The organism is Acidobacteriota bacterium, from assembly GCA_019347945.1.
In the GTDB taxonomy this organism is placed as follows: Bacteria; Acidobacteriota; Thermoanaerobaculia; order Gp7-AA8; family JAHWKK01; genus JAHWKK01.
Genome location: JAHWKK010000001.1, coordinates 24,036 through 47,858 on the forward strand (window position 1 = coordinate 24,036; position 23,823 = coordinate 47,858).

Consider the following 23,823-nt stretch of genomic DNA (forward strand, 5'->3'; position numbering starts at 1 on the left):
GCCCTCGCGAAAACCCACTCCTTCGTCATCCTAGAAGCAATTGACCGGCGCGTTGCGCCGGTGAAGCGGGAATGAAAACCGGAGCCCGCAAAACTCCGCACCCCATACTCAAATCGACGTCGTCCCGAGCGGGCGGTCGGGTGGGCAAGCGAGGGACCTTGCAGGGTGGGACATCAGACCAAGCGAAGCGCTGCAAAAGGTCGAAGTCCACGCAATTTCGTCGTCGTTTCATTAGGAGCGCCGAAGGACGGCGAAGGATCCGGGCGTGGGCGAGTAGACCGAAGCGAAGCGCGGAGTCTAGGGAGACTGCATCAGCGCTACATCGATCGATACATCATTTCCATGACACCACGATCGTGGTAGCGGGGAAACCTTCCCAGGTCCCTTCCAGGATCTCGGCCTTGGCTTCCCGGGCACCCGAGACTTCCAGCAGACGCTCCAGAAACCCGAGCGACTGATGAACGGCGGCTTCCTCTGCTTCTCCCGACATGCCGTACTGGATCTCGAGGATTGCCTTCCCATCGCGGATCGTCGTCACCTTGACCGCCGGAAAGTCGAATAGCGCCTGGCGGAGGATCTGAAAGCGCATGAACGTCTCGCGTGGATCGTTGTCGACCATGAGGTCCGGATGGACGGCTTTGAGCTCGTCGATCGTCTGGCGTCCCCATCGATGGATGAGATTGAGATCGTGATTCGCCACCTTCTCGAGAATCGCGAGACCGAGCTTCTCGAAGACATCCATCGGATACCATTTCTCCGGTGCGATCTGCTGCCTGGTCCAGCTCAGAGCCTCTGCATCGAGTACTTCGGTCCAGTCGATCTCCTTGTTCGCGCGGATCATCCGCACATATTCGGCAAAGAGGTGGCCTTTGACTTGTCTCGCCATAATTGCGGTGGAGTCTACCCGACGAAGCCGGAGGGAAGGAGCCAACTAAAGTGGACCGCGAAAAAGGGAATGATCCCAAGATGGTGGCCGCCCTTGCGCGGATGCGCGTCAATGCTCAGCTCTGATTCGAAGCGGTGCTGCCCACTGACCCCGTATCGGCGACCGGCTCGCGAAGATAGAAGCCGGTGACGCTTGCGTCGTTGGCTGCGACCCGTTCGGGGGGGCCCTCCGCGACGAGAAGTCCTCCTTCATCGCCGCCGCCGGGACCGAGATCGATGACCCAGTCGGAAGCCTGGATGAGCTCGAGATTGTGCTCAATGACGACCACCGAGTGTCCTCTGTCGATGAGCTCGCGGAAGGTCGAAAGAAGCTGCCGGACATCGGTCGAATGAAGACCGGTGGTCGGTTCGTCGAAAAGAAACAGACGTCGACTCGAATCCTGCCGTGGAACGAGAAACGACGCGAGCTTGAGTCGCTGTGCCTCACCACCCGACAGCGAGGCAGTCGATTGTCCGAGGGTCAGATATCCGAGGCCAACGCTGCGCAAAGCGTTGAGTTTTCGGATGAGGCCTCGGTGCTCGATGAAGAATCGGATCGCTTCGTCGACGGTCAGCGCGAGAATGTCCTCGACGTTCTTCCCGTGATGCCGGACCCGAAGAATGCGATCCTGAAAACGTCTCCCCTGACATTGATCGCAGGTGACTTCGACATCGGCCAGAAAGTGCATGTCGATCGACACCGTTCCACTTCCGAGGCACGATTCGCAACGTCCCCCATCGACGTTGAACGAGAAGTCTCTTGCAGTGATCCGTTTGTCGTCCGCTGGGGCGAGAAGCTTCCGGATGTCGTCCCACGCCTTGACGTAGGTCGCCGGGTTCGATCTCGCGGAGCGGCCGATCGGGCTCTGGTCGACGAACTGGATGTCGTCGATCAGATCGATGTTCTCGATCGCCTCGATCTCGCCGGCGTCGAGCTCGGTCTCGCCGCGGTGATGACGGCGGTAGGCGTTGTAGAGGCAATCGCGGATCAGCGACGATTTCCCGGAACCGGACACACCCGTGATCGCAACGAGACCGCCCAGCGGAATCGCGACGTCGATGTCACGGAGGTTGTGAGACCGGGCACCGCGGATGATGATCCGATCCGTATTCTCGAGATCCTTTCTCGTCGCATCGGCGAGCTCGTCGACGTCTGTGGATGTACCGATTGCAGCCTTCGTGATGGCGGGACTGTTCGGCCCGGCAGCGACCAGCCGCCCGCCGAATCGACCGGCGCCGGGGCCTAGCTGGATGATGTGGTCGGCGCCGGAGATGATCGTCGGATCGTGCTCGACGACGACCACCGTATTGCCGGCGTCGCGGAGGCGGCCGAGGACGGTCAGGAGCCGGTCGCTGTCGCGCGGATGAAGGCCGACGGTCGGCTCGTCGATCACATAGAGCGTGTTGGTGAGACCGTTCCCGAGCGCAGCGGCGAGGTTGATCCGTTGCGCTTCGCCGCCGGAGAGTGTGCGCGCCTGCCTGTCGAGGGTCAGGTAGGAGAGGCCGACTTCGTCGAGATAGATGAGGCGATTCAGGATCTCCCGCCGGAGGTGGCCGGTTCGAGCCTCCTCTTCACTCGACAGCGGGAGGTACTCCCAGAACCTGCGGGCTTCCCCCACATTCATCGCGAAGAGCTCGGCGATCGAACGATCGCGGAAGCGAACGGCGCGCGCTTCGGGGCGGAGACGAGTACCGTCGCACGTGGGACACGAGTCGTATTTGCGATAGCGGGCGATGAGAACTCGGACATGGACCTTGTACTTTTTCGTCTCGAGCCAGTCGAAAAAGCCCTGAATCCCATACCACTTGCCGCGTCCGTGAATGAGTGCGTCGTAGGCGTCGGGCTCGAGCTGGTCGATCGGGACGTCGAGCGGAAGACCGATCCTCGACGCCTCCGCTTCGAGGTCGTCGTAGCAGCTTTCGTAGGCGGGGGAGTTGAAGGGCTCGATCGGGATCTCATCGAGACGAAGCGAGCGGTTCGGGATGACCTTTCCCCAGTCGACGCCCATGACGCGGCCGTAGCCCTGGCACTCCGGGCAGGCCCCGAGCGGCGAGTTGAAGGAGAAGAGCTGAGGAACCGGATCCTGCGCTTCCTGCCCGCAGCGATTGCAGATGAACGCCGTTGCCCAGGTGTGAGACGTCCAGCCGGCGTCCTCCTGCACGAATACGACGAGCTTCCCCGAGCCGACGCCAAGCGCGGACTCGACCGCTTCGTTCAGGCGATCGCGCTTCGCATGATCGAGCGTGAGCCGGTCGATCAGCACGGGCAGGGTTTCGAGCTTCGAGTGATTGGTGGAGATCTCCTCGATCGCGCCGTCGATCCAGAGCCGGTAGAAGCCGGCCTTTCGCAGGTCCTCGAGGATCCCGTCGTCGGTGGTCACCGGCGCGATGAGGACCGCCCGTCTTCCTGCGAACAGGCCGAGGAGCTTGTCGGAGATCGAACCGGATGTTTCGCGGGTGACGACCGCGTCGCACCGCACGCAGTGGGTCGTCCCCGCCCAGGTCATGAAGAGGCGGGCGTAGTCCGCCAGCTCGGTGACGGTCGCGACGGTCGAGCGCGCGTTCTTGACGGAGTTCTTCTGTTCGATTGCGATGGCGGGGAGGATTCCCTCGATCGACTCGACGTCGGGACGATCCATCCGCTCGAGGAACTGCCGGACATAGGTCGACATCGACTCGACGAACCGACGCTGTCCTTCGGCATAGAGCGTATTGAAGGCGAGGGAGGATTTGCCGGAGCCGGATGGCCCGGTGATGACCGTGAGAGCGCCGTGAGGGATGTCGACCGAGAGATCGACGAGGTTGTGAGTTCTCGCTCTCGAGATCGAGATTGCCGAGCTCGACATTCGGCGGCCAGAACGTGGAGCGGAAAACGAAACTTCCGACTCAGACGCGGATCTGATGTTTCTCGTAAAAGTTGTACTTACCGATCCGTTCCGAAAGCCGGCTGACGACTTCCTCCGGGAGCGGGTTGCCGGAGGCCTTTGCGTTGACCTCGACCTGATGCGGGTTGCGGGCTCCCGGCACGGTGGTCGAGACGGCATCGTTCGCGAGAACGAACCGGAGAGCCGCCTGTCCGAGCGTGTCGCTCGACGACCCGACGATCGCCTTCGCCTCATCGACCCAGGCGAGCGCCTCTTCGAGCCGCCGGGGCGTCAGAAAATTCTGGCGTACGTCGTCAGGAGGGAACGTGGTTCCCGGATGATAGCGACCGGAGAGAAGACCGGAAGCGAGCGGCACTCGCGCGATGACTCCGTAGCGCTTTTCCTTTGCGAGGGGGAACAGCTCGCTGGCGGCCGACTGATTGAGTATGTTGTAGAGGACCTGAATCGTGTAGCCCCATCCCCGCTCGACGATCTCGAGTCCTTCTTCAGGCGAAGTGATCGAGATTCCCCAGAATCGAATGCGGCCGTCGTTCTGAAGCCGCTCCATCGTCTCCTGAACTTCCTCCTTTCGAAGGACCTCGATGGGAGGATTGTGGAGCTGGTAGAGATCGAGATAGTCGGTTCGGAGCCGGTGAAGTGACCGGTCGATGGCGTGAAAGATGTGCTTGCGCGAAAAGTCCCGCTCGATCGTGTCGCGACTCGATCGCACGAAACCGACCTTGGTCGAGATGATGACGTCGCTGCGGTACTTCGCCAGGGCGAGACCGAGAAGTGATTCGCTGCGGCCGTGACCGTAGATGTCGGAAGTATCGAAGAAGTTGATCCCGAGCTCGCGCGCGCGCCGGATCGCGGCGAGTGTCTCGTCGTCACTCGTTCCGGCCCAGCCGATCGGTATCCCACCGACGCTGAAGCGTCCTCCAGCCTGCCATCCTCCGAAGCCGATCTCGCTGACCCCGAGACCGGTCCTGCCGAGCACCCGAGTCTTCACTCTTCTCTCTTCACCCTTCCTTTTTCACTTTACTCTTCACTCTCTCATCTCAGGGCATCGGAATCGAGCCGAGAAGGTATTTCAGATCTTCGTCGGTCCAGCGGATCCCGCCACCGACCGTGAAGGCGGTGTCGTTGAAGACGTTGTCCACGCCGGTCGAGACGTAGATCTGCGGAAGCGTTTCCTTTTCGCTGCTGATGACGTACTGGCTGAACAGCCGGAGATGAGGACTGTCGTCCCGGTACTTGCCGAAGTCGAAGATCTCTCCTGTGAGGCGGAGCCGATCGTTGAGGTGGTAGTCGGCGCCGATACCTCCGGTGTTCTCGAACAGTCCCAGCCGGACGACGAGCTCGTCGAGTTTCCAGCCGGCCTGCGCTGAGATCAGAAAATCGCGGTCGAATTTTTCTTCGCGGATCGTGCTCGTTTCGGTGGTTCCGTCCGGATGGATGACGATCTTCTCGACGACCTTGACGTCCTTGTCTCCGCGCGGGACGTTGGCGAGCTCGACGTGGTAGAAGCGGTTCTTCTCGGGATCGGGCTGAAGATCGACGACGACGGCCGTACGGGAGTTGCTGCCGAGGGCGGGATCGACGTCTTCGAGTCCGGCGTAGTAGTCGCCCTGAATTCCGAGCTTGAGATCGATCTTCCCGATCCTGCCGAGGGTTTTCTGAAGCTCCCCGACGCCGGATTCGACAGAGGAGAGCGCCGACGTCAGTCGCTCGTGTGCTTCGTCGCTGTAGAGGAGCTTTCCGACGGTACCCTCGCCGGAACGTACCTGAGCGGTGACGTGGCCGAGGTTGTCGGCGGTCGTCTGAATGTCGGTGGAAAGGCGTCGCAGGTTCTCGACGATGATCCGGATGTCTTCGCGGTTGTCGCCGACGGTACCGGAGATGGAGAGCGCGGCCTGATCGAACGCGCGCGCGATCCGCGGGAGCTCCACACGGAGATCGGTTGTGATCGCGCGGAGGTTCTCGGCGGTGATCGCGACGTTCTCCTGATTGGAATCGATGAGGAGGCGCATACTCGCGGTGACCTGTCGGACGTTCTCGACGATCTCGTCGAGACGCTGCTCGCCGGACGGGCCTCCGACGGTGTTGCGGATCGATGCGGTGATCGCCTTGAGATCGTCGGCGATGGCAGCCACCTGATCGGTCACCTGCTCGATCGAGGCAGAGCTGGTCCCTTCGAGAAGGATCGGGCGATCGGTGTCCGCGAGAACCGGATTACCGACCGGCCCGGGGATCAGATCGACGTACTTCTCTCCGAGGAGCCCGAGGTTTGCGATCTTCGCGGTGGCGCCCTGCCGGAGATCGACCTCGCCGTTTACTTCGAGAGTCACCACGGCGCGACCGTCCTCGGTGAGGCGGATGCCGGAGACTTTGCCCACGCGCACGCCGGCCACTCGCACCGCCGACTTGTCGTCGAGCCCGGCGACCGAATCGAAAATGACCTGGATTTCCTGCACGGCGTCGGCGCCGCCGAGATTCAGGTCTTCGATTCTCAGGATGAAGAAAGCGAGAATCCCGAGAATGATCAGCATGAAGATTCCGACTTTTGCGGCCGCGCTCATTTACTCTCCTCCGGCGGGAAAATCCCGACGCTTTTCATCATACGGTACAACCTCGCAAGAGGAAGGCCGACTACATTCGAGTAGCTTCCGGTCAGCTCTTCAATGAAGAGGGCCCCGACACCCTGGGCGGCGTACGCACCCGCCTTGTCCATCGACTCGCCCGTCGAGAGATACCAGGCGATCTCGTCGCGCAGCATCTCGGCGATCTTCACGTCGGTCGCCGTGACCGTCGTCTCGGTGTGCACCTGCTGCCTGTGGAGCGTGACGGCTGTGAGCACGGTATGAGTACGCCCCGAGAGCCGCGAGAGCATCGCCGCCGCATCGGTCTCCGAGACGGGCTTTTCGAGGATCTCGCCTTCGAGAACGACGATGGTGTCGGCGGCGACGATCCAGTCGTCCGGCTGCTTCCTGCCGACCGAGACGGCCTTCTCCTCGGAGAGCCTGGTGACGTATTCGCCGGGCGATTCTCCGGGCTCGAGCCGCTCTTCGATCCGGCTCGGAATGACGATCGGGTCGATACCGATCGAGCGCAGCAGCTCGAGCCGTCGGGGAGAACCGGACGCGAGGATGAGGCGTGTCACCTCGAGATGGTCCGTCTCAGAAACTCGGTGAACGCTTCACCAATGACGGGATGACGGAGGCCAGCCGCGACGTTTGCCTCGAGCCAGCCGAGGCTTTCGCCCGCGTCGTACCGGGTACCTTCGAAAACGAGGCCGTAGATCTCCCCCTGCTGCATCAGCCGCTGAAGAGCATCGGTCAGCTGAATCTCGCCTCCCGCGCCCGCTCCGGTCTGTTCGAGATGTTCGAAGACCCCCGGGGTCAGGAGATACCGGCCGATGATCGCGAGGTTCGACGGAGGGACGCCGGCAGGTTTCTCGACCATGTTTTCGATCAGGTAGAGATTCGCGGCCACCTTCTTCCCCTCGATGATCCCGTAGCGCGAAGCCTGGTCCTCCGGCACCTCCATCAGAGCGACCACTGGACGTTTCTTCTCCTCCCAGACTCTGCCGAGCTGCGCGAGCACGGGGACGTCGGAGATGATGACGTCGTCCGGAAGAAGGACCGCGAACGGCTCGTCTCCGACGAGCGGGCGGGCCGAGCGAACGGCGTCGCCGAGCCCGAGGACCGCTTTCTGCCGGATCGACGAGACCTCGGCGAGAGAGCTGACCTGTTCGATCAGCTCCAGAAGCTCCGGCTTGTTCTTATGACGGAGATTCTCTTCCAGCCCGCGGTTCCGATCGAAGTGATCGAGAATCGAGTTCTTGCCGCGAGAGGTGACGATGACGACCCGTTCCATGCCGGAGGAGACAGCTTCCTCGACGCCGTACTGGATGATCGGCTTGTCCACGAGCGGAAGCATCTCTTTCGGGATCTCTTTGGTGGCGGGAAGGCATCTCGTTCCGTAGCCGGCGCACGGGATCACACACGAACGGATGCGGTTGGAAGCCATGTTCGGGTCGCTCCCGTGCTCAGCTCTCAGCGGTCTTGAGCTTTCCGACGAGCTCGCGAACGGCATCGGCCGAGTGATCGAGAGCTTTCCGCTCGTCATCGTTCAGCTCGATCTCGATGATCTCCTCGACACCACCGGCTCCGAGCTTGACGGGAACCCCGACGAAGAGATTCTGGTAGCCATACTCTCCTTCGAGCCTCGCGGCGCACGGAAGGATCTTGTTCTTGTCCCTGAGGATCGCATCGACCATCTCCCAGGCAGCCGACGACGGGGCGTACCAGGCGGAGGTGCCGAGAAGTTTGACGATCTCGGCTCCGCCGTTCCTCGTTCTGTCGACGATCGCGTCGATCCGCTCCTTCGAGATCAGCTCGGTGATCGGAATCCCGGCAACGGTGGAGTAGCGAGGCAGCGGGACCATCGTGTCGCCATGCCCGCCGAGGACGAAGGCGTGAGTATTCTCGATCGAGACGTCGAGCTCCATCGCGATGAATGCGCGCATCCGGGCCGAATCGAGAACTCCCGCCATGCCCATCACGCGCTCTCTCGGAAATCCCGAAACGCGGCGCGCGACCTCGCACATCGCATCGAGTGGATTCGAGACGATGATCAGGATCGTGTCTGGAGAATGTTCGACGATCTCGCGGGTGACATTCGCGACGATCTCTTCGTTCTTCCAGAGAAGGTCGTCGCGGCTCATTCCCGGTTTTCTGGGGAGACCCGCGGTGATGACGACGACGTCGGACCCGGCGGTCTCTTCGTATCCGTTGGTACCGATGACATGCGCATCGAATCTCTCTACGGGAGCGGATTCGATCAGGTCGAGGCCTTTGCCCTGGGGAACGCCCTCGACGATGTCGACGAGGACGACGTGGGCCAGCTCCTTTTCCGCGATCCGCTGGCCGAGGGTGGCGCCGACATTGCCGGCACCGACGACTGTGACTTTATTCATTGGTCAGAGCTCCGTGGGAAGTTGTTGTCCCGCAGATTGTATACGGCGTGAGGCGAGGGGCCGTCCGGGAGGGAAAGACAGGCGGGAGGGAGTTTCAGTCCTGATCTGCTTCCCGAACAGCTTCGTTGGCGCCTTTGAAACCGATCTTCGAGTGGGTGCCGTCGCAGTAGGGCTTGGTGGTCGATCCGCCGCAACGGCAGAGAGCCTTCTTGAGGGGCTCGGTCTCGTTGCCGTTCTCGTCGACGAGTGTGAAGTCACCCTCGACGATCAGGGGGCCGTCGGGTCTTACCTTGATTTTGGTCAAAAGCTCTCCTAGAAGACGGGATTGTCGACGTTATGCTCGAAATGCCAGTTGTAGGTGTAGCCGGGGAACTCGACCGGTATGGTGTACTCGACGTCGATTCTGACGCGGCTGTTTCCTCGGGTGACTCGGAGGTTCTTTTCCTCGAGGGGTACCTCGAGCTCGCGCGCACGGTGAAGAATTCGCTCACGGATGTCTTTCGGGCCCTTCCGGAGGCCGGCTGATTTCCCCTCGTCGACGACGAACTGCTTCATCTCGGCGGCCTTGACCTTTACGGGAATCATCTTGTACGCGACGAAGACACAGCCGAGGAGAATGATGAGGCCGATGATGCACCCGACCTGTCCTTCGCCACGTTCGCCTTTCCTGCTGAGCATGTGCGGACCTCCATGCCGAGATTAAAGAACCCCGACCCGGCAGTCAATGGGCGGCTCGGGAGTCGCTGGTCAGGTCGAGACCGTGCGCCGATGATCGACCTCGGCGCCCTGGGAATCGATTTCGGCCACGACCTTGTAGACGGGCATCTTCTTCGAGATTCCCTTCAGGGGCACCTCGCCGAGGCTCTCCACCCTGAAGTGATCGGATACGACGGACCAGGTGTTCTCGGAGATGACGACGTCACCCGGTTTCGCGACGCTGCTTTCGAGTCGTGAAGCGATGTTGACGCTGCTGCCGAGAACCGTGTAGTCCACACGCTTTTCAGTGCCGACGTTGCCGACGACCGCGGGCCCGGAGTTGATGCCTACGCGAATTCGAACTTCCGAGAGGCCGTCGGCTTTTCGCTCCTCGTTCCAGCGATCGATCAGTCGCTGCATCATCATTCCGGCGCGGACGGCACGGAGGGCATGGTCGTCCTGGGCAAGAGGAGCGCCGAAAAACGCCAGAACGGCGTCGCCGATGAATTTGTCGAGCGTTCCACCGTGAGCAAAGATCGCATCGACCGCCGCCGAGAAGAAGTGCGACAGAAACTCGGAAACCTCCGCGGGAGCTTTCGTCTCGGAAACGCTGGTGAAGCCGGTGAGGTCAGCGAAGAGAATCGTGACGTCGGCGTTCCGGATCTCCTCGGGATCGGCTGATCCGGCATTGCGAACGATCTCGTCGATGACACCGGGGGAGTGGTAGCGCTCGAGCTTGCCGCGAATCTTTTTCTCTTCCTCGATCTTCTGGGAGAGCTGCGCACGCTCGATCGCAACGGCGGCGAAGTTCGCGAGCGCGGTCATCATGTCGAGGTCTTCCTGTGTGAACCGCCCGATGTGGATGGCGGAGTCGACCTGGATCGCGCCGATCACGCGGTTGCGATTCCACAGGGGGACACACATCGCGGACCTGATTCCATGGATCGCGATCGACTTTCCTCCCATGAGCCGGGCGTCTTCCAGAGCGTTGGAGGTCAGCAGCGAGACCTGATCATCGCGAACCATCTTGAGAATGGTCCGGGAGATCGGGATGTCCTCCCGTTCGGCGCCCTCGCGGAACTTCGTCAGCCGGGGGATCGGTTCGCCCTCGGCGTCGAAGAGGATCAGAAGGCCTCGCTCGACCGCAAGATGTTTGAAGATGATCTCCATCACGGTTTCGAGGATCTCGTTCAGATCCTCGGACTGCATCAGGGCCCGGGCGACCTGGACGAGGACCCCGAGAATCTTTTCGCGGGTGAAGCCCTGAGGAGTCGAGGGGTCGACGGCAGCGGGGGCTTCTCCGGTCACCGGGACGTCCAGCCCGAACTCCGAATTGAAGTCGGAAATCCGGCGGATCACCGTTCCACTCATATCCTCGAAAGGGGTGTCGTCGGAGAAATCGACGGCGGGACGCGCTCGAACCTCGAGATCGAGGGATCCGAAGTTGATCTTGTCGTCGGCCTTGATCCCGGCTTCGCTGATGGCCGTTCCGTTGACCTTGATTCCGTTGGTCGAGTTCAGATCGACGACCCACCACGAACCGGCGCGCAGCTCGAACTGGCCGTGGCGTCTCGACACCGACGGATGGTTGAAGATCAGATCGTTTCCCTCGGTTCTCCCCGCGGTCAGCGGACCGGGCGGCTGCAGCTCGAGAATGCGAGGCTCCCCTTCCTCGAGGAAATGAAGCTGGAGATTCTCCATTGCGACCCGACCGATTATACAAGCGCTTTCATTTTCACGGAGATGGACGCGTTATAATCGGTTCCTCGAACGGAGGAGGTGCGATGGACGGCGAAGCCGAACAGGAGCCCACCGGCAAGGCGAAGCGGTACAGAGTCGAGATCGCTCAGTTGAGCGACGTAGGTCGTGTGCGAACCGAGAACCAGGATTTCGCCACGTCGACCGAGCCCGCGGACCGCTCGCAGCGCGGACAGGTCATGGTTGTCGCTGATGGGATGGGTGGTCACAAGGGCGGGGCCACCGCCTCGAAACTTTCCGCAACGATGGTGCGGGACGAATACATGGCTTCAGCGGAGGAAGACGTGGCTGAGGCTCTCCGCGCCGCTCTGCTCTCCGCGAACCAGGCGATCCACCAGAAGGCCCAGGAGGACCGGTCCCTCGAAGGAATGGGAACGACGACGTCGGCCATGGTGGTCAGAGAATCGAAGGTCTGGATCGCGCACGTCGGCGACTCGAGGGTCTACCGCATCCGCGACGGCGCGATCGAGCAGATGACCGAGGATCATTCGCTCGTGGCGACCATGGTGAAAGAGGGGCTCATCTCTGCTGAGGAAGCGGAGACGCATCCCCGCAAGAACGTCCTGCAACGCTCGATGGGAGTCGCGAGTGAGGTCGAGGTCGACGTCTACGGACCGTTTGATCTCCAGGAGGGCGACTATTATCTCGGCTGCAGCGACGGTCTTCACGGACAGGTCAAGCCGGAAGAAATTCTCGACATCATCTCCCGGGGAGAGAAGCCCGATGCGATCGCCCGGCGGCTGGTCGATCTCGCGCTGGAGCGAGGCGCGCCGGACAACGTCACGGTGGTGATTGGTCGTGCGGTCGAAGATGACGGCACACTTCCCGAGGGAGCCGAGCTGATCCCACGAGGTGACGACGACACGCTTCGCGGCGAGCTTCCACCGGTCGAGAAAGCGGACACGAGCACACCCCCGGCTCGGACGGGAACCGGTGGCTCCGGGTGCGTGCTGCAGCTGATCCTGGCCGTCCTCCTGCTCGCCGCGCTCGCCGGATCGATCGCGATGCTGATCGACGAGCAGGCGGTCATCTCGCTTTTCCAGAGATCTCCCTGACGGAGTCGAAGTTACCGGCCAATGAAAACGCGGGCAGATGGCAGGTTGGCTTGGCCGGTCGGCCTCGCTGCCACTTTGATCATTTCATCCTGCAGCGATGGTCGTGCGCTCGAGCCTCGACAGCGAATGGCTTACGCGGTCAAGCCGGCGGTGGTCAGAGTCAATGCATACGCGACCGGTGAACTGGTCGTGAGCGCCGAGCTCGTGGAAGCCGCAACACGCGTGAAGGGAGTGCCGAATCTGGAGCCGGAATCCGACCTGATCGTATCGACCGGTGCGGGCAGCTCGGGAAGCGGTTTCATCGTTCATCCAGACGGATTGATCGTGACGAGCGCGCATGTCGTCGCACAACCCCCCTCCGAACAACAGGTCGCTCAGCAACTGAGATTCAACGGAGCGCTCGCCGTGCTGACGAGCCTCATCCCGGAGGACGAGATCGGCGCGCTTCAGCGCTCCGGCGAGCTCGAGAGACTCGCCCGGAGAATCGGCGACGGCGCCGAGCTCCGCGCTGTGGAAATCCGACGCACGGTCGATCTGTCGAATGGCGAGAGATTCCCATTCGAGATCAGCGCGATCTCGCCCCCCTTCGACGATGGAGGAAACGATCTCGCACTTCTGACGATCTCTCGCCGCAACCTTCCGACACTCCGTCTCGCTCCTCCGAGAGACGCGAATCTGCAGGAGAGCGTCTGGATCGCGGGTTATCCGGCAGTCGCGAGCACGAGCGACTCATCGATCGGAGCGTGGCTGTCACGCGACACCGACCTCGAGGCGACGTTCACTTCGGGCTCGATTACGGCTCAACGAAACTCGCGAAATGGCACACCGCTGCTCCAGACCGACGCCGAGGTCTACCCGGGCAACTCCGGCGGACCCGCAGTGGACGAGTCGGGCGAGGTCATCGGGATTCCGACATGGGGACACGCGGAAGCCGGGAGTATCCGATTTCTGGTGGCGGTGGGTCCGATCCGGGATCTCGTCGAGGGAGCCGGAATCGAGATCAATCAGGAGAGTGAGTTCGATGCGGTCTGGGACGAGGCGCTGGCCAGTGCTTCTCGCGGCGATTGGCGGGCAGCCCGGCGGAGCCTGAAGGCCGCGGATGCCCTCTTTTCCGGGTCTCCGGATCTGGCGCGCCTTCGGGCGGATGCAACTCTCGCTCTGGAAGAGGCGTCCGTAGAGGTCCCCCGGATTGCGATCGTCTCCCTGGTACTGGTGGGGGTGGGGATTTTCGCAGCGCGGCGTTTTTACCGGTACGTTAGGCATCGCAGGCCGTCGCCGGTTTCGTATGTCGAGGAAATCCGGCTTCTTCCCGCCGGGGGAGCGACCCTGCACGAAACCGAAAGTGGCGCAAATGGCCTTGGAAGTTTTACGATTCTCAATGGAGAGCGCGCGGGTGTCCGGTTCTCCCTCGGGGGTCCGGGTATTCGAATCGGTCGGGACGCGAGAATTTGTGAGCTCGTGCTCGAGAACCCGAAGGTGTCGCGTCTTCATGCGGAAGTGGTGAAACTCGACGGACGAACGATGCTGATCGACAGGAACTCGTCGAACGGAACCTGGGTCAACGACGAAAGGGTCGAGAAGGTGCTGCTCGCCGACGGGGACATCATTTACTTCGGTGGCCGGCACGCGGTCGCGGCGGCTTTCCGACGAGAGGAGAGAAGTGCCTGACAAACGCTGCAGAAACGGTCACTTCATCGACGAGAGCTGGGATATCTGTCCCTATTGCCCCGCGGACGCGATGCACCAGAGCGAGGCGCCAACCCGTCCTCCGCGAGAGGCCGCCCCTCCGACCAATCTGATCGAGCGTCCCGCCGACGGAGCGGCACCGGGAGCGAAGCAGGAGGCCCCCGCACCTCAGAAGACCGTCACCTTCGCCAAGTTCGAAGGAGGCCTCAGCGAAAGGCAGTACGTCGTCGGCTGGCTGATCGGGCTCAACGGCTCGCTGCAGGGAGAATCGTTCGTCGTGAAGATGGGGCGCAACCGGCTCGGGAGGTCGCGGGACTCGGAGATCGTGATTCGCGACGACCAGGCCTCGTCGCATCACGCGGATCTGATCTACCGGCCGGAGGAACGGCGATTCATCCTGATGGACCACAACTCGACCAACGGTACCTACGTGAACGGCAAAGAGATCGAGCCGAGGCGGGATCTGATCAGCCGGGACGTGGTGACGATCGGATCGCATCGGCTTCTGTTCATCTCGCTTTCGGAGCTGGGCCTGAACTGGGATGACATTGGTGAGCTGAGATGATCGGAAAAGTCATCGGCAATTATCAGATCGTGCGCGAGCTGTCCGAGGGAGGGATGAGCCAGGTCTACGTCGCGAAGACGGTCGCGCGGTCGAACATTCTTCCCGAGGGCTACGAGGTGGTGGTCAAGCGGATGCTCGACGAGCTGGCGGGGGAGGTGGTGGCGAGGAAGCGTTTCGTCAAGGAAGCCCAGATTCTGTCCAAGCTCCGGCATCGCTACATCACGAGATTCTACGAATTTCTCACGGTCGACGGATCGGCGGTTCTGATCATGGAGTTCGTGGACGGCGCGCCCGTCGATCACATCATCGCGCAGCGCGGGGCGCTCCCTTCGACCGAGGCTGTGTCGATCACGCAGGCTCTGCTCGAGGCGCTGGTCTACGCGCACGGCAAGGGCATCGTTCATCGCGACATCAAACCCGCGAACCTGATCCGGCAGACCAACGGGATGCTGAAGGTGACGGACTTCGGAATCGCGAAAATCAAGGACAGTAGCGCTCAGGGCTCCGGTCAGACGGTGCTCACCAAGAGCGGATTCCTCCTGGGCACCCCGCACTACATGTCCGCAGAGCAGATTCGAGAGCCCCGGGAAGCGGGACCTCAGTGCGACGTCTACTCGGCCGCCGTCGTGCTCTACGAGATGCTTACGGGAGATCTTCCTTTCAACAGCCGATCTCTTCCGAAGCTGATCGACCAGATCTACCGGGGCGACAAGAAGAGACCCTCGGAGATCAATCCGCGAATCGACGGCGAGCTCGACGACATCGTTCTGAAGGGGATGCATCCCGATCCCGGGCAGCGCTACCAGACCGCACGCGACTTCTACGAGGCGCTCGAAGAATACGGAGCGCGCCCCATGCTGGTGACACCCCTGCCGGCCCCCGAGGTCAGTTCCGGACCTCCCCACGCGTTCGACAACCCGGCGGAGACGGCACAGGACGTCGAGTGGAGTCTGGTGCGAGTCAAGGGCGGCAACGAGTCGCACGATCTGCAGGCCGGGAGCGTGGTCATCGGTCGCGACCGCACATGCGAGATCGTTCTTTCACATCCCGCGGTGTCACGAAAGCACGCGAAGATTACGCGAGAAGGTGCAATGTTCACCGTGGAGGACCTTCAGTCTGCCAATGGAACCTATGTCAACCAGTCGAGAGTCCAGCGCCAGTCGCTCAAGCCGGGTGACGTGGTACGGTTCGGAGCGGATCCCGCCTGCAGTTACGTGATTCGAGGTCGGGCGGAGGGAAATGCCTGAAGTGACACACGCCGTTGTTGAGCCCGAGGATGCGGTCCGGAAAGTCTTTCAATGGATGAGATGACCTGTCTGCGCTGTCGAGGCGAATTCGACGAGCAGCTCGCCGAATGTCCGCACTGCGGAGAAAAGGTCACCGACTTTCAGCGGACGTACAACGGCCGCCTTCTGGACGGAAAGTACGAGATCCTCTTCCGGCTCGGTCTCGGAGGCATGGGCGAGATCTTCAAGGTCCGCCACGTCCATCTCGGCGAAGAGCGCGTGGTCAAGATCATGCGTCCCAACATCGCGACCGACGACGATTCGCTGAAGCGTTTTCTCCACGAAGCACGCCTCGCCACGATGGTCAAGCATCGCAATCTGGCGATGCTCTACGATTTCGCCACTCTCGAAGACGGCTCCTATTACATGGTGTGGGAGTTCATCGACGGCTCGAACGTTCAGAAGTGGATCACCCAGAACGGCCCGATGCCGCCACGGATCGTCGTCGAGATCTCGGTGCAGGCCCTGGCGGGACTTCAGGCGCTTCACCAGATGGGCGTGATCCATCGCGACATCTCGCCCGAGAACATCATGATCACCCAGGACTTCCACGAGAAGCTCCTGAGCAAGGTCATCGACTTCGGTATCGCCAAACAGCTCTCCGAAGGTGAGGGAGGGCAGGGTCTGACCCAGACCGGCATGTTTCTCGGCAAGCTGAAGTACGCCTCTCCCGAGCAGGCAGGCTTCCTCAAGGAGGGGGAGCAGCTCGACGCGCGAAGCGACATCTACTCGTACGGAATTCTGATGTACGAGATGCTCGCCGGCCGGGCGCCCTTCGTTTCCACCAACCCGCAGAGCTACATCCTCAAGCACGCTACCGAAAAACCGCTGCCGATCTCCGAGCTCAATCCGAACGTCAAGGTGCCCCCGAAGCTCGAAGCCATCATTTTCAAGACGCTCGAAAAAGACCGGAACAAACGCCACGCATCGGCCGCCGATCTGATCGCCGACCTCGAGGCGATCCGCGAAGAGATTCCACCCGATGAAGTTCACGGCGTCGGCGAAAAGCTCGTCACGATTTCGCAGGCGAGAACCATGGCCGACCTTTCCGCACCGATGGTGACCGGAAAGACCCTGAAAAAGAAAACCGTCCAGGCGCGAAGGACTCCGGGACCGGGCGAGTCTACGGTCATCGAAAAGACCGGGTCGGCCGGCACGATGTCGGGCGATCCAACGGTGGTCGAGCGCGCAGGCGGACCCTCCACCATGTCGGGAGATGCCACGGTGGTCGAGCGGCAGGGCTCCCCTCCGAGCGCGGCGACCGGACCCGCTCCGACGGTCGTCGAGCGCCAGTATGGCGGCGAAGCTTCGACCGTCATCGAGCCGATCGGAGTCCGGCCGCAAAAGAGCAGGCTCGGACTCACCATCGGAATCGCGGCGGTTCTGATCCTGGCGCTCGGCGCAGGCTGGTGGTTCACGCGTGACACCGCCGGGCCGGGCGAGCAAGCCGGAGATGTCGTCGATGTGGTGCCCGATCCCTCGGCTCCCGGCCGGCTGGCTCCCGGTGAGGGAGCGCTGTTGCTCAGCGCCAACCGCGGGGAGCTGCAGCGCGTCATCAATGCACGCACCAACGAGGAGGTCTCCATCGACCTCGCTGACAGAAGCCTTCCGTTGCGCCTCCATCTCGACGCCGGCATGTACGAGCTCACCATGGTCGACGGCAACGGCGAGTCGAGCACCCAGACCGCGACCGTGGTCGAGGGGCAGGAGGTTCCGGTCCGACCACAGTTCCAGCGTCCCGATCTCGACAACATCATCGAGGACATACTCGAGCCATGAGATCCTTTCTCCTCACACTCGTAGCGGTCTCGATTGCGATCGCCGCTCCCATCGCCCACGCCGAGTGGTACGACGACTACAATGATGGTCTAGACGCCGTGAAGGCGAAAAACTGGGATCTCGTCATCCAGAAGATGAACGGCGCGCTCGCGCAGAAGTCGGGTGAAGAAGGGCGCGCCCGTACCTACGGAACGACGTTCATCAATTATCGACCCTACTATTACCGCGGCGTCGCGTATCTCAACAAGGGAGAGTGGGCCAAGGCAATCGAGGATCTCAAGCGGACCGGGGGCGCCGGAGAGGTCAACCTCGGCGATCACAACAGCCTCCTGATCACGGCCAACCAGCAGCTCACTGCCGAGCAGATACGGAGCGCCACGCCTGCACAACCTCCTGCACAACAGCAGCAGACACCCGCCGAACCGCCTCGCCCCGATCCTCAGATCCAGCAGGCCCGTACACGCGCCGAGAACGCCATTCAGGAGGCGAGAACCAAGTTCGGACGAGCCCAGGCTGAGGACGCCTCAGTGCACGCAGCTTCGGATTTCGACAATGGAAGCAACCTTCTCCGACAGGCGACCTCTGCCAGCGTCGACGCCACCACCGCAGCAGATTTCCAGCGGGTCGCCGACATGGCGGAGCGCGCCGGCCGAGCCTTCGATGCCTCGATCTCCAACGCTCAGATGAGAGTGGCAGAGCTCGAACGGCAGCGTCAGCGGGAAGCCGAAGCAAGACAGAGCCGGTCCACGCCACCCACTCCCACACCCGCCTTCACCTCCACACCACCACCGGCTCAATCCCGTGCAACCGAGGACGTCCTCGCTCAGACGAAAGAACGTCTCCGCGTCGCTCTCGAAGCCTACTTCGACGGCGACTTCCGAAGCTCTGCCAACCGCCTCGAACAGATCACCCTCGACCAACCCAACAACGCGATGATCTTCGCCTTCCTCGGCGCTTCCCACTACTACGAGTACTACCTCGGAGGACAGCGCAATGCCGAGGTACTCTCACGGGCCAAGGAAGCCTTCCGCCAGGCGAAATCACTCAACCCCTCTCTCGACCTCGATCCGACCTACTTCTCCTCCCGGCTCCGGTCCTTCTACGAAGAGATCAACTGACCGTCAGATCCGGACCCGCTGCCTTTCGTTGCGGCTCCATGTGGAGGAGATTCTCCGCGCATTGACCAGCGGAACCACACGCGTCATTGCCCAGCTCACCACATAACCGGCGTTCGCGATCAACAGCAGCAGCATCGAAAGATCACGGCTCATGAAGGGGACGTGGCTCGCCTCCCAGCGGATGAACAGGATATTGACTGCGATGAGAAGCCCGAGATCCATCAGATCTCCCAGATCGGCACGGAGCCTCGCCCGCCGGATCGTCTCGGCAGCGTTGGTCCTGATCAAGGGAGGGGCTGTTTCACGCCCTCCCGCGCCTGGAAGTATGTCGATGTTCGCCGGTTCGAGTCTCGAATGAGTCAACTACGTCCTCCGATCGGTCCTGTGCCGCCCGCGCGCCGCCTGATTAAAAGTGTTTTCCGATTCACTCACAATAACACTGGGAAAGGGGCGCCAATTTCCAAAATGTGCAGGTTTCTACCCGGTGGAAACAGCCCCTACGAACCGTCGTTAAGGCAAACGATCAGTGTAGTTTAGAGGACGAATTGGCGAGGCTCAGATCTCGGTGTATTCGGCGCGCAGCTTCCTCGTCATGAGCCGCCGGATCGCTTCCTCCGGCTCCAGGCGCTCGAAGAGAACAGCGTTCATTTCGAACGTGATCGGCATCTCGACGCCGCTCCGGGTTGCGAGCTGGGTGGCTGAACGCGTGGTTCGCACCCCCTCGGCGACGTAGCTGGCACCCTCGAGGATCTCGGCGAGGGGTCTCCCGCGCCCTAGCTCGATCCCGACGCTGCGATTCCGGGAGAGGCTTCCGGTACATGTGAGCATCAGGTCGCCCACGCCGGCCAGCCCGGAGAAGGTCTCTCCACGGGCCCCGAGCTCCACTCCGAGCCGCTTCATTTCGGCCAGCCCGCGCGTCACGAGCGCGGCCGTCGTGTTGGCGCCGAGTCCGAGGCCCTCGACGACTCCTGACGCGATGGCGATGACGTTCTTCATGGAGCCGCCGACCTCCACGCCGACGACGTCCTTCAACCTGTAGATGCGAAACGTCTGGTCCGAAAGCTCCCGCTGGATCTCTCTGCTGAATTCCTCGTTTCGCGATGCGACGACCGAAGCTGTGGGAGCCCCGGCGGCGACCTCTCTCGCGAAGTTCGGTCCCGAGAGCACCGCGAATGACTCCAGCCCTTCACCGAGCGTTTCCTTCGTGACTTCGGAGATCCGCTGGAGCGTCTCGTTCTCGATCCCTTTGGTTCCCGAGACGACGCGAAGCGGCTCTCGCGCGGCCGCGGCGATCTCTCCGAGGACCGTTCTGTAGTGATGGGACGGGGCGACCATGAGAATCGTCCTCGAATGTTCGACGAGGTCCTCGAGCGCATTCGTGGCGGTGATGTTGTCGCCGAACGGAGAGCCGGGGAGATGCTTGAAGTTGCGCCTCTCGGAATTGATCGAGTCGGCAACGGCCGGATCGTGAGCCCATAGAAGGACCTCGTGACCGGATCGCGCGGCAAGAAGCGCCATGGCGGAGCCCCAGGACCCGGCCCCGGCAATAGAAATCTTCATTGTGACTTCTCCCGCTTCATGTCGATCATGGTTCATCCCTGTCGAAGGGGTACTTTTTCTCGGTGCCGGCCGCGATCCGGGCGATGTTCGTCCGATGCCGGATGACGACGAGGAGCGCAATGGCGACGCTGAAAACGATTTCCCAGAATGTACCGCCGGTCAGAAATCTCAGAAACAGAGGAAAAACAACCGAAGCGAGCATCGACCCGATTGCGACGAACCGGGTCGCTGCGACCGCGATCAGGAAGACGACGAGCGAAAGCCCGAGAGCGGCGGGGTTGATCCCGAGATAGGCGCCCGCGCCCGTCGCGACCCCTTTTCCACCGCGAAACGACAGCCAGGGTGGAAACATGTGACCGACCACCGCCGCGAACGCGGCGAGACCGATCCAGAACGTCGGAGCCGACAGCGTCCGGGGATCGTCGAGGGAAAGAGTCCACAGGTCGCTCGCGGTCACGAGGCGCGCGAGAAAGACAGCGCCCCACCCCTTGAGTGCATCCAGGACGAGAGCGGCCGCGCCGGCCCGTCTTCCGGCGTAGCGGAGAACGTTAGTGGCGCCGACGTTGCCGCTTCCCACCTTGCGGATGTCGATCCTCTTCGCTCTGCGCGCGATCAGATAGCTGAACGGAATCGATCCGATCAGCCAGCAGACGAAAATGAGAAGGGCAGCGACCACGCCGAATCACACGCCGTCGAATGCATTTTCGAGGTCGGAGATGATGTCCTCGAGGTCCTCGATCCCGACCGAGATCCTGACGAGACCGGAAGTGATTCCGAGCTTGTTCCGATCCTCTGGCGGAACCGACGCGTGAGTCATCGTCTCGGGATGCGAGATCAGCGACTCGACCCCGCCGAGCGATTCCGCGAGGGAGCAGAGTCGCACGCGGTCGAGAAACTTCTTTGCGTTCTCGAGCGAACCGAGCTCGAACGAGATCATCGATCCGAATCCGCGCATCTGCTTCTTTGCGAGCTGGTGCTGAGGATGACTAGGAAGACCGGGATAGTTCACCTTCTCGACCTTCGAGTGATTTTCGAGATAACGCGCAATGGCTTCTCCGTTTGCGCAGTGTTTCTCCATACGTACCGCAAGCGTTTTGATTCCCCGCATCACGAGAAACGAATCGAACGGCGAGAGAATGCCGCCCGCCGCATTCTGCAGGAAGCCGATCCGCTCACCGATCTCCGAATCGGCGCAGATGACCGCGCCGCCGACCGAGTCGGAGTGACCATTGAGAAACTTCGTGGTGGAGTGAACGACGATGTCGGCGCCGAGCATCAGCGGCTGCTGGAGGAATGGGGAGGCGAATGTGTTGTCCACGACCACGAGGATGTCGCGCTCGTGTGCAATACCGGCGCAGGCCTCGAGATCGGTTATGCTCATCATCGGATTGGTCGGTGTCTCGAGAAAGAGCATTTTCGTCTCTTCCCGAATGGCTTTGCGAACCTCGTCGAGGTTCGAGGTGTCGATGTAGCTGAACTCGAGCCCGAAGCGCTCGAGCACGTGATGGAAGAGCCGGAACGTCCCTCCGTACATGTTCGCGGCGGCGACGACGTGATCACCGCGGGCGAGGAGCTTCATCACGGTATCGATCGCAGCCATACCGGAGGCAAAGCAATGTCCGGTCTTTCCTTTTTCGAGAACTGCGAGATTCTTCTCCAGAGCCAGCCGTGTGGGGTTGCCCGTACGCGCGTACTCGAATCCCTTGTGCCGGCCGAGCTCCGGCTGGACGTAGGTCGAGGTCTGATAGATCGGGATCGCGACGGCGCCGGTGGTTTCCTCCGGCTCCTGACCCGCGTGAATGCATTCGGTGGCGAAACCCATCAATCCTCCTCGGGTTCTTTCCAGTCGTAGATGTCCTTCGAGAGATAGCGCTCGGAGCTGTCGGGGATGATCGTGACGACGTTCTTCCCTTCGCCGAGATCGCGGCAGACATCGAGCGCTGCGTGGACATTCGCTCCTGCAGAAGATGCACCGAGAACGCTCTCTTCGAGGGCGAGTCTCCTGACCATTCTGAAGGCGGGAGCGTCACGGACCATGACGATCGAGTCGGCCAGCGAAAGGTCGACCGATTCCGGGATGAAGCTGGCTCCGATCCCTTCGACGTCGTGGGGCCCTGCTTCTCCTCCTCCGAGCACCGAGCCCTGTGGCTCGACCAGAACCGCGAGGACCTTCGGGTTCTGCTCTCTCAGATACCGCGCAACGCCGGTGAATGTCCCTCCCGTCCCGGAGCCGGCCACGAAGGCATCGACGCGGCCTTCCATCTGCTCCCAGATCTCGACGGCGGTGGTCTGGTAGTGAATCTCTGCATTGGCCGGGCTTGCGAACTGTTGCGGAACCCAGGCGCCTTCGATCCCGGCAGCGATCTCGTGAGCCTTTTCGATGGCGGCCTTCATCCCGTCGTCCGCCGGCGTGTTGACGACCGTGCCGCCGAGCGCTTTCATCAGCTTCTGCTTCTCGACCGAGTAGCCTTCGGGAACCACGAGGATGATCCTGTAACCCAGCCGTGCGCCGACGAGCGCGAGACCAATCCCGGTGTTGCCGGCCGTCGGCTCGACGATCGTCGAGCCTTTGCGGATGAGCCCTTCGCGCTCCCCGTGTCTGATCAGACCGATCCCGAGCCGGTCCTTCACCGAGAACCCGGGGCTCATGAACTCGAGCTTCGCGTAAAGACTGGCCCAGCCGGGCTCGGTAAGGTTTCCGAGGCGTACGATCGGGGTACCGCCGATGAGATCGAGGACCGAGTCGACTGGTTTCGAGGGTTTCGTATTCAAGGCGAGCGCATTCTAAAGCAGGAGGCAGGAGACAGGAGACAGGAGACAGGATTCAGGATTCAGGATTCAGGAGCCAGAATTCAGAACTGGAGGCAGCGTTGACAGCGTCCCCAAAAAGATTGGCAGGGCCTTGGACGTGATACCTTGGTAATCTCATCAGGTGATGAAGAACGAGTCAGAAGCGACCTCCTGCAAGGGACGTCGACGATGATGGTTCTGCAGACGATATCCACGCAGGATTAGAGGGCAAAGTGCATGCGTATGCTTATCCACATTCTCCTTTCGTCTTTGGTGCTCATTTCCGCTGAAGCCCCGGCAGACGAATCCACGCCGCAGTACGTTACCTTCCTGATACCGGTGTTCTACAACGGCCCTGGGTCGGGAGGGTCAGTATGGGAGACAGAGCTATGGATCGAGAACAGAGGTCAGGAACCAGCAGTATCACGAATCGGATGGTATGACGCCCCTGACTGTCGATTCGCTGCGCCCTGCCCGGTAGCAATCCCGGCACGAACGCTGTACCAACCTCCTGTTGAATACTTCTTCGGAAGGAGATCATTGACCGGACTCCTCTTTTATCCTACCGAAGACGCCGCCAGTCATCTATGGTTTTCTCTTCGAGTCCGCGACAGGGTGCATGACGCTTCTTCCGCGGGCGTGGACGTTCCCGTCGTTCACGAGAAGGAGTTTCGCGACCGGAAACTGATCCTTCTCAACGTACCCACAGATCCTCGCTTTCGTTCAACCCTTCGTATCTATGCTTTGAGCACCAAGACGGAACC

21 protein-coding genes are annotated in these 23,823 nt (G+C 61.6%); 6 read left to right on the forward strand and 15 right to left on the reverse strand.

All coding sequences use genetic code 11. From position 1 onward, the window contains the following. Positions 1 to 334: 334 nt before the first annotated feature. The 10 genes from KY459_00080 to KY459_00125 form a co-directional block, all read right to left on the reverse strand. Positions 335 to 886, reverse strand: a complete 552-nt coding sequence (locus KY459_00080; GenBank protein MBW3563109.1) for a hypothetical protein — start codon at positions 884 to 886, stop codon at positions 335 to 337. 115 nt (positions 887 to 1,001) lie between these two features. Next, entirely contained in the window at positions 1,002 to 3,770 is a 2,769-nt protein-coding gene (uvrA, locus tag KY459_00085) for an excinuclease ABC subunit UvrA (protein MBW3563110.1), read from the reverse strand. Positions 3,771 to 3,810: 40 nt separating this feature from the next. Then, the gene (locus KY459_00090; GenBank protein ID MBW3563111.1) at positions 3,811 to 4,797 is read right to left on the reverse strand and encodes an aldo/keto reductase; all 987 of its coding nucleotides are present in this window, start codon (positions 4,795 to 4,797) and stop codon (positions 3,811 to 3,813) included. Positions 4,798 to 4,846: 49 nt separating this feature from the next. After that, positions 4,847 to 6,367 (reverse strand): MCE family protein, encoded by a 1,521-nt coding sequence (locus tag KY459_00095; GenBank protein MBW3563112.1) that lies wholly within the window; start codon positions 6,365 to 6,367, stop codon positions 4,847 to 4,849. Next, positions 6,364 to 6,948 carry a Maf family protein gene (locus KY459_00100; protein ID MBW3563113.1) on the reverse strand — a complete coding sequence of 195 codons (585 nt, stop codon included), beginning with the start codon at positions 6,946 to 6,948 and terminating at the stop codon, positions 6,364 to 6,366. The genes KY459_00095 and KY459_00100 overlap by 4 nt, the downstream gene beginning before the upstream one ends. Next, on the reverse strand, positions 6,945 to 7,817 hold the full coding sequence (gene galU / locus KY459_00105) for a UTP--glucose-1-phosphate uridylyltransferase GalU (protein MBW3563114.1): 873 nt from the start codon (positions 7,815 to 7,817) through the stop codon (positions 6,945 to 6,947). Before galU ends, KY459_00100 begins: the two co-directional genes overlap by 4 nt. 19 nt (positions 7,818 to 7,836) lie before the next feature. After that, positions 7,837 to 8,766: a malate dehydrogenase gene (gene mdh / locus KY459_00110; protein MBW3563115.1), complete on the reverse strand. Its 930-nt coding sequence runs from the start codon at positions 8,764 to 8,766 to the stop codon at positions 7,837 to 7,839. Between the two features lie 94 nt (positions 8,767 to 8,860). Next, positions 8,861 to 9,070 carry a CDGSH iron-sulfur domain-containing protein gene (locus tag KY459_00115; protein ID MBW3563116.1) on the reverse strand — a complete coding sequence of 70 codons (210 nt, stop codon included), beginning with the start codon at positions 9,068 to 9,070 and terminating at the stop codon, positions 8,861 to 8,863. An 8-nt stretch (positions 9,071 to 9,078) separates the two neighbouring features. After that, positions 9,079 to 9,444: a hypothetical protein gene (locus KY459_00120; GenBank protein MBW3563117.1), complete on the reverse strand. Its 366-nt coding sequence runs from the start codon at positions 9,442 to 9,444 to the stop codon at positions 9,079 to 9,081. Between the two features lie 69 nt (positions 9,445 to 9,513). Further along, positions 9,514 to 11,163, reverse strand: coding sequence for a GAF domain-containing protein (locus KY459_00125; protein MBW3563118.1), 1,650 nt, complete (start codon positions 11,161 to 11,163; stop codon positions 9,514 to 9,516). 83 nt (positions 11,164 to 11,246) lie between these two features. Here KY459_00125 and KY459_00130 point away from each other — a divergent pair, with 83 nt between their 5' ends. From KY459_00130 to KY459_00155, 6 genes are read left to right on the forward strand one after another with little or no spacing between them, the layout of a single operon-like run. Beyond that, entirely contained in the window at positions 11,247 to 12,275 is a 1,029-nt protein-coding gene (locus KY459_00130) for a Stp1/IreP family PP2C-type Ser/Thr phosphatase (GenBank protein MBW3563119.1), read from the forward strand. Between the two features lie 21 nt (positions 12,276 to 12,296). Beyond that, entirely contained in the window at positions 12,297 to 13,943 is a 1,647-nt protein-coding gene (locus KY459_00135; GenBank protein MBW3563120.1) for a trypsin-like peptidase domain-containing protein, read from the forward strand. Then, positions 13,936 to 14,526: an FHA domain-containing protein gene (locus tag KY459_00140; GenBank protein ID MBW3563121.1), complete on the forward strand. Its 591-nt coding sequence runs from the start codon at positions 13,936 to 13,938 to the stop codon at positions 14,524 to 14,526. Before KY459_00135 ends, KY459_00140 begins: the two co-directional genes overlap by 8 nt. Continuing rightward, entirely contained in the window at positions 14,523 to 15,773 is a 1,251-nt protein-coding gene (locus tag KY459_00145) for a protein kinase (protein ID MBW3563122.1), read from the forward strand. The genes KY459_00140 and KY459_00145 overlap by 4 nt, the downstream gene beginning before the upstream one ends. A 60-nt stretch (positions 15,774 to 15,833) precedes the next feature. After that, positions 15,834 to 17,591 carry a protein kinase gene (locus KY459_00150; GenBank protein MBW3563123.1) on the forward strand — a complete coding sequence of 586 codons (1,758 nt, stop codon included), beginning with the start codon at positions 15,834 to 15,836 and terminating at the stop codon, positions 17,589 to 17,591. Next, complete coding sequence (locus KY459_00155) at positions 17,588 to 18,709, forward strand: hypothetical protein (protein ID MBW3563124.1); 1,122 nt, start codon at positions 17,588 to 17,590, stop codon at positions 18,707 to 18,709. Before KY459_00150 ends, KY459_00155 begins: the two co-directional genes overlap by 4 nt. Positions 18,710 to 18,712: 3 nt before the next feature. Here the strand turns inward: KY459_00155 and KY459_00160 are convergent, their stop codons facing one another. The 5 genes from KY459_00160 to cysK form a co-directional block, all read right to left on the reverse strand. Beyond that, positions 18,713 to 19,072, reverse strand: a complete 360-nt coding sequence (locus tag KY459_00160) for a hypothetical protein (GenBank protein ID MBW3563125.1) — start codon at positions 19,070 to 19,072, stop codon at positions 18,713 to 18,715. 192 nt (positions 19,073 to 19,264) lie between these two features. Further along, a complete protein-coding gene (locus tag KY459_00165; protein ID MBW3563126.1) occupies positions 19,265 to 20,305 on the reverse strand; it encodes an NAD(P)-dependent glycerol-3-phosphate dehydrogenase in 1,041 nt (346 codons plus the stop codon). After that, positions 20,295 to 20,945, reverse strand: a complete 651-nt coding sequence (gene plsY, locus KY459_00170) for a glycerol-3-phosphate 1-O-acyltransferase PlsY (protein MBW3563127.1) — start codon at positions 20,943 to 20,945, stop codon at positions 20,295 to 20,297. Before plsY ends, KY459_00165 begins: the two co-directional genes overlap by 11 nt. A gap of 6 nt (positions 20,946 to 20,951) precedes the next feature. Beyond that, the gene (locus KY459_00175; GenBank protein ID MBW3563128.1) at positions 20,952 to 22,091 is read right to left on the reverse strand and encodes a cystathionine gamma-synthase; all 1,140 of its coding nucleotides are present in this window, start codon (positions 22,089 to 22,091) and stop codon (positions 20,952 to 20,954) included. Further along, positions 22,091 to 23,041, reverse strand: coding sequence for a cysteine synthase A (gene cysK / locus KY459_00180; GenBank protein ID MBW3563129.1), 951 nt, complete (start codon positions 23,039 to 23,041; stop codon positions 22,091 to 22,093). The genes KY459_00175 and cysK overlap by 1 nt, the downstream gene beginning before the upstream one ends. Positions 23,042 to 23,823: the final 782 nt, after the last annotated feature.